The sequence below is a fragment of the Pseudoalteromonas sp. Isolate3 genome (assembly GCF_022398505.1).
Lineage (GTDB): Bacteria > Pseudomonadota > Gammaproteobacteria > Enterobacterales > Alteromonadaceae > Pseudoalteromonas > Pseudoalteromonas apostichopi.
In genome coordinates, this window is the sequence record NZ_JAKEVN010000176.1 from 1 (window position 1) to 4,965 (window position 4,965).

A 4,965-nucleotide genomic window follows, 5' to 3' on the forward strand; every position below is an offset into this window, starting at 1 on the left:
TAATATTAGTTCGTTATGTTACATCCTCGATTAAGAACAGTCGTATTTGCGTTTTTTATGGCGCTGTTTATGTCTGGATTTATGTCTTTAGTGATCAGTATTTTTAACCTTGGTTTAATCGATAACATTGCAGCCATTTGGCTTAAAGCATGGGCTTTTGCTTTTTGTGTCGCATTTCCTACCGTTATTTTAGTCGCACCTGTGGTTCATAAGTTAACCAATAAATTTATCAGAGCACCGTTGTGATAGCCGAACGCCCAAAACAATTTCTTTTTATTGCACTATTTTTAGCATCGGCCTTACCTTTTGTTGGCTCTGCTACGGCACTAGTTGTTGGCGCTTTGTTTGCTATGGTTTTAGGTAATCCATTTGCAGTTCAGTCACAAAAAATTAGTAAATGGATGCTAAAGTTAGCGGTTATTGGCTTAGGCTTTGCTGTTGATTTTAGTCAAGTAATAGAAGTAGGGCGCAGCTCAATTGTACTTACTATTGTCAGTATTACCGCGATTATTGGCCTTGGCGAAATTTTATCTCAGTTGTTTAAGTTAAATAAAAATACCGGTGTACTCATATCATTTGGTACTGCAATTTGTGGTGGTAGCGCAATTGCAGCAATGGCGCCAGTTATCAAGGCAAAAGATCACGAAGTCGCGATATCTTTAGCTGTAGTTTTTTTACTTAACGCACTTGGCTTGGTGTTATTTCCAATGATTGGTCATTATTTGGGCCTGACTGAGCAGCAATTTGGGGTATGGGCGGCACTGGCTATTCACGATACTAGTAGTGTAGTTGGGGCCTCAGCTGCTTATGGCGCATCAGCTCTTGCAATTGCCACCACTATCAAGCTCACTAGAGCGATGTGGATCATACCGTATACTAGTATCGCAGGTGTTTTTTGGAAATCAGATGAAAAAGCCAGTATCCCATTGTTTATATTTGGGTTTTTAGCGGCTGCATTGATCAACTCAAGCTTCCCTGAGTACCAAACACTCTGGCATGCACTTAATGTTGGCGCTAAACAAGTTTTGGTAATGACCTTATTTTTGATTGGGAGTGGTTTATCAATTTCGGTCTTAAAACAAGCGGGCATTAAACCTTTTATCATGGCGATGATCTTATGGATCATTGTCAGCAGTATTATTTTACTACTTATTGTAGACGGATTTATTTCATGAAAAACGCTTTATTAACTTCTTCAATAGCACTGACTGTAGGCTTATTTGCTAACAATGTATCGGCTGCTGATTTACGAGTTGCCACCTTTAACGTAAGTATGGACGCAACCAACTATGCAAAAAAAGGTGAAGCGATTGATAAAGATGCTTTAAGCAAAGCTTTAGCGAGCAACCACCAGCAAATACGCAACATTGCCGAAATAATTCAGCGTGTAAGACCGGATGTTATTTTACTTAATGAGTTTGATTATATTGATGCAGACAAAGGCATCAACGTATTTCGTAAAAACTACCTGCAAGTATCACAAAATAAGCAGGTTGCTATCGATTACCCGTATTACTTTATTGCCCCCGTTAACACCGGTTTAGCTACCGAGTTTGACCTAGATAACGATGGTGTAAAGGGGCATTACAAAGGTGATGCTCAAGGTTTTGGCTTCTTTGAAGGGCATTATGCAATGGCTGTATTGTCGCGCTATCCAATCGATTTAGATAAAGCGCGCACACTACAAACATTCAAATACAAAGACATGCCAAATGCACAAATGCCTATAGACCCTAAAACAGGTAAAGATTGGTATTCTGCGGAGGAATGGCAAGCAATTCACCTAAGCTCTAAATCATTTTGGGATTTACCTATTGATGTAAAAGGAAAAACGCTTCATTTGCTTGCTTCGCATCCAACGCCGCCAGTATTTGATGGTGATGAAGACCGTAACGGTAAGCGTAATCATGATGAAGTACGCCTGATTGCAGACTACATCAATAATGCTAACTATATTTATGATGATAAAGGCCAAAAAGGGGGCTTAAAAGCGAAAAGCCGCTTTGTGATTGTGGGTGATTTAAATGCTGCGCCAGAAGGGGGGAAGGCTCGCCCGAATACCACAGACCAAATTTTAAAAAACCCATTAGTGAATACCTCTTTTACGCCAACAAGCAAAGGTGCTAAAGAGTCGTATAAAGAAGATTTCGCTAAAAACTATACCGCTTATTGGCAAGCTCGTGCTGATTACGTATTACCATCAAATTATGGTATTGAGATTAACGATGGTGGAGTTTTTTGGCCACAGAAAAGCTCTGAACTGTTCCGTTTAATTAAAGATCGTAACGCATCGTCTGATCACCGTATGGTATGGCTTGATATCAGTTTAAAATAAGCTGTTATTAAACGGAAAAGTTTGGCTGTTTATCCTATAAAAATTGCTATTTCATCAGTGCTTCTGCTTAAATAAGGCGAATTATAATAACCCGTAAGAAGCACTATGAAATTCAAAACCACTGCTAATAAAACGTTAGTGGCTCTCGCAGTCGCATCTAGCTTCATGCTAGCAGGTTGTCAATCAACCGCCTCAACGCCTTCTGAAGAACAAGTTACCAATGTAGCCCCAGTTGTTGCTACTCCTGCCGATACAGGTTCAGCTGAAATCACGTTAGAGCAAGCAATGGCTCATCCTGATTGGTTAGGTCGTCAGCCTGAGCGTGCTTTCTGGAACGGTGATTCTAACAGTATCGTTTATGCACAAAAGCAACAAGGCAATGAGTTACGCGATTTATACGTTCAAGCGGTAAATAGCCAATCTGCATCACAATTAGCGTTAAATAAACTACACACTGTAGGCGCTAAAAACGCAGTTTACTCAGCAGATAAAAAGCAACAGGCTTATGCATTTGAAGGTAATATCTTCATTAAAAACTTAAGCTCTGGACAAATTACGCAAATTACACACGACAGCGCAAAGCAATCAAAACCACAGTTTTTAACTGATGGTAGCCTTGCTTATCGCCAAGGTAATGCATTTTATAAAGTTGATTTAGCAACGGGTCGTCAAGTTGAATTAGTTAACTTACACCTAGATGATGCACCTAAAGGTGTACAAGAGCCAGACACTTATATTGCAAAAGAGCAACACAAACTAATTGATTACATTGCGCTTACTCATAAAAACAAAAAAGATCGTGAAGAGCGTAAAGCACAAATCAACGAACAAAACGACAGCATTGCTAACGCACAGTTTTACTTAGGTAAAGATAAACGTTTAGCAGATGTACAGCTTTCACCAAATGGCCAAGCACTTGTTGCAGTAACCACAGAAAACCGCTCATGGCGCGATGAAGGCGATATCATGCCTAATTACATTGCCGATGATGCACGCGTAAAAGCAGAAAAAGTACGCCGTCGTGTTGCTGATGAAAAACCAATCAGCTCAGACGTTGTTTACATCGACCTTAAATCAGGCGAGCAAACAACTCTTGCATTCGATACTTTACCTGGTTTTGATGAAGACGTACTTGCAGCTGTTAAGAAAGAAAATTACGCCCGTGATGGCAAAACTTATAAGTCTGAAAAAGCACCACGTGCCATCAACCTAATGATGGATTGGGGTTGGGACCAGAGTGCTATCCAATGGAACACAGACGGTTCACAAGTGGCTCTTATGCTTGAAGCATGGGACAACAAAGACCGTTGGTTAGCCACTGTTGATACACAAAACAACAAGCTTGTTTCACAACACCGTCTACATGACGATGCGTGGGTAAACTATGCATACAATGATTTTGGTTGGTTGAACAACTCAGATACCCTTTACTATTTATCTGAAGAGTCTGGTTACAGCCACATTTACAAAAAGCCACTAAACGGTAAAGCAACGCAACTAACTAAAGGCCAATTTGTTGTTTCTAACTTAACGTTAACGGATGATAACTCAGCGATTTACTACAAAGCTAACGTTGAGCACCCAGGTCTTTACGAAATCTATCGTGTAAACCCTGCAAACGGTGAATCTGAGCAAGTAACCAACCTCGATGGTATGACTGACTACCAGTTAAGCCCAGATGAAAGCAAACTATTGCTAACTCACTCAAAAATTATGTCGCCACCTGAGCTTTATGTTGCTGCTGCAAAAGCAAATACCCAAGCAACTCAGTTAACGCACACGGTCTCTGATGAGTTCTTAGCGAAAAAACTAATTGCACCTAAGATTGTTGCTGTGCCTTCAAGCCACACTGATCAGCCAATTTACGCAAAAGTATATTACCCAGCTGATTATAAAGAAGGCGAAACGGGTAAAAACCGTAAAGCGGTTATCTTTAACCACGGTGCTGGTTACCTACAAAACTCACACATGGGTTGGTCTGGTTACTTCCGTGAGTTTATGTTCCACTCACTATTGGCTTCAGAAGGCTACGTAGTAATGGACATGGACTATCGTGCATCGAAAGGTTACGGCCGTGATTGGCGTACAGCTATTTACCGTCAAATGGGTACGCCTGAGATCCAAGATTTAGCAGATGGCGTAAGCTGGATGGCAGACAATGCAAACGTAGATACACAAGCTGTAGGCACTTATGGTGGTTCTTACGGTGGTTTCATGACGTTTATGGCGCTATTCACACAGCCTGATTTATTCAAAGCAGGTGCTGCACTTCGTCCGGTAACTGATTGGGCTCACTACAATGGTCCTTATACGTCTAACATCTTAAACCACCCAGATATTGATCCAATTGCCTATGAAAAGAGCTCACCAATTTATTTTGCTGAAGGTCTTAAGAGCCATTTATTGATTAATGCGCCTATGGTTGATGACAATGTATTCTTTCAAGACTCAGTACGTTTAGTACAGCGCTTAATTGAGCTTGAAAAAGAAAACTTTGAAACAGCTATCTTCCCAGTTGAACCACATGGTTTTGTTCAACCATCAAGCTGGTTAGATGAATACCGCCGTATTCATAAGCTATTTAAAGAAACCCTTTAACTTTTAGACCAATTTAGAACTGACTAATAAGC

Annotated in this window: 4 protein-coding genes; all 4 read left to right on the forward strand. The window is 40.5% G+C overall.

Features of this window, described 5'->3' with window-relative positions; all coding sequences use genetic code 11:
* The first annotated feature begins 57 nt into the window (after window positions 1–57).
* The 4 genes from L1D46_RS19630 (at window position 58) to L1D46_RS19645 (ending at window position 4,933) form a co-directional block, all read left to right on the forward strand.
* A complete protein-coding gene (locus tag L1D46_RS19630; protein WP_275668512.1) occupies window positions 58–246 on the forward strand; it encodes a DUF2798 domain-containing protein in 189 nt (62 codons plus the stop codon).
* Complete coding sequence (locus L1D46_RS19635; protein WP_178926950.1) at window positions 243–1,175, forward strand: putative sulfate exporter family transporter; 933 nt, start codon at window positions 243–245, stop codon at window positions 1,173–1,175. The genes L1D46_RS19630 and L1D46_RS19635 overlap by 4 nt, the downstream gene beginning before the upstream one ends.
* Window positions 1,172–2,335 carry an endonuclease/exonuclease/phosphatase family protein gene (locus L1D46_RS19640; RefSeq protein WP_130051517.1) on the forward strand — a complete coding sequence of 388 codons (1,164 nt, stop codon included), beginning with the start codon at window positions 1,172–1,174 and terminating at the stop codon, window positions 2,333–2,335. The genes L1D46_RS19635 and L1D46_RS19640 overlap by 4 nt, the downstream gene beginning before the upstream one ends.
* 105 nt (window positions 2,336–2,440) lie before the next feature.
* Window positions 2,441–4,933, forward strand: coding sequence for a prolyl oligopeptidase family serine peptidase (locus L1D46_RS19645; protein WP_239978089.1), 2,493 nt, complete (start codon window positions 2,441–2,443; stop codon window positions 4,931–4,933).
* Window positions 4,934–4,965 lie beyond the last annotated feature (32 nt).

Excerpts from the sequence above, each read along its gene's own strand:
- L1D46_RS19630 (WP_275668512.1), top strand. The coding sequence starts at position 58 with ATGGCGCTGTTTATGTCTGGATTTATGTCTTTAGTGATCAGTATTTTT.
- L1D46_RS19640 (WP_130051517.1), top strand. The coding sequence starts at position 1,172 with ATGAAAAACGCTTTATTAACTTCTTCAATAGCACTGACTGTAGGCTTA.
- L1D46_RS19645 (WP_239978089.1), top strand. The coding sequence starts at position 2,441 with ATGAAATTCAAAACCACTGCTAATAAAACGTTAGTGGCTCTCGCAGTC.